Origin of the sequence: Mesorhizobium sp. M5C.F.Ca.IN.020.32.2.1, assembly GCF_004023105.1 — a bacterium.
GTDB lineage: Bacteria > Pseudomonadota > Alphaproteobacteria > Rhizobiales > Rhizobiaceae > Mesorhizobium > Mesorhizobium wenxiniae.
This window is the reverse complement of record NZ_RZSX01001426.1, coordinates 1-882: the sequence shown is the minus strand read 5'-3', so window position 1 is coordinate 882 and position 882 is coordinate 1. Positions and strand designations below refer to the sequence as shown.

Here is an 882-nt window from a genome sequence, read left to right as displayed (position 1 = left end):
CTGCCAAGAGCGATCTTCTGGCCCGTCAACAATGACGGTGTAGTCGCCCCTGCCCGATGTCTCGCGACAAAGGGCATAGCCGAGCGGTCGATGGAACTGCAAGGCGAGTGCCGGACGCTCTGACTGTCGGAAGAACAAGAAGTGGATTTGTAGAGATGGATATCCTCCGTCAGCTCGAGGCCGAACAGGCCGCCAAGATCGAAGCCAAGCGCAAGCTTCCCGAATTCCAGCCCGGCGATACCGTGCGTGTCCAGGTCCGCGTGACCGAAGGCACCCGCACCCGCGTCCAGGCTTATGAGGGCGTTGTCATCGCCCGCGCCGGCGCCGGCTTCCAGGAGAATTTCACGGTTCGCAAGATTTCCTACGGCGAAGGCGTGGAGCGCGTGTTCCCGGTTTTTTCGCCGATGGTCGAAGGCGTCGAGATCGTGCGCCGCGGCAAGGTGCGCCGCGCCAAGCTCTATTACCTGCGCGATCGCCGCGGCAAGTCGGCCCGCATTTCCGAAAACACCGGCGTCCGCGCCCGCAAGCTGAACGATGATGAGCGCGATGCGCTGAACGCCGAGAAGGCCCGCATCGAGGCCGAGAAGGTGGCCGCCGCCCAGGCGCTGGCCGCCGAGAAGGCGGCGCAGGACGCCGCCGAGAAGAAGGCCGCCGACGAGTCCGCCAAGGCTGCGGAAGCGGCCGTCGCCGAATAAGGCGTCTTTAAAACCGATGTTTCGGGAAGGCGGCTTCGGCCGCCTTTTTGTTTTCGCGGGATGGATTCGATCTTGCCGGGCCGCATCAGTGCGCAAATCGAAACGGATCGTTTGGTAATCCCGGCGTCGAAAGCATCGGAATCCATTTTCGGGTCGAACGGCGCATCGGACCGGCTTGCAAGGTGCC

At 63.4% G+C, this 882-nt stretch carries 1 protein-coding gene; it reads left to right on the top strand.

Going from position 1 to position 882, the window contains the following annotated elements:
* Nucleotides 1-155: 155 nt before the first annotated feature.
* Nucleotides 156-695: a 50S ribosomal protein L19 gene (gene rplS, locus EOA86_RS36520; protein ID WP_128345825.1), complete on the top strand. Its 540-nt coding sequence runs from the start codon at nt 156-158 to the stop codon at nt 693-695.
* Nucleotides 696-882 lie beyond the last annotated feature (187 nt).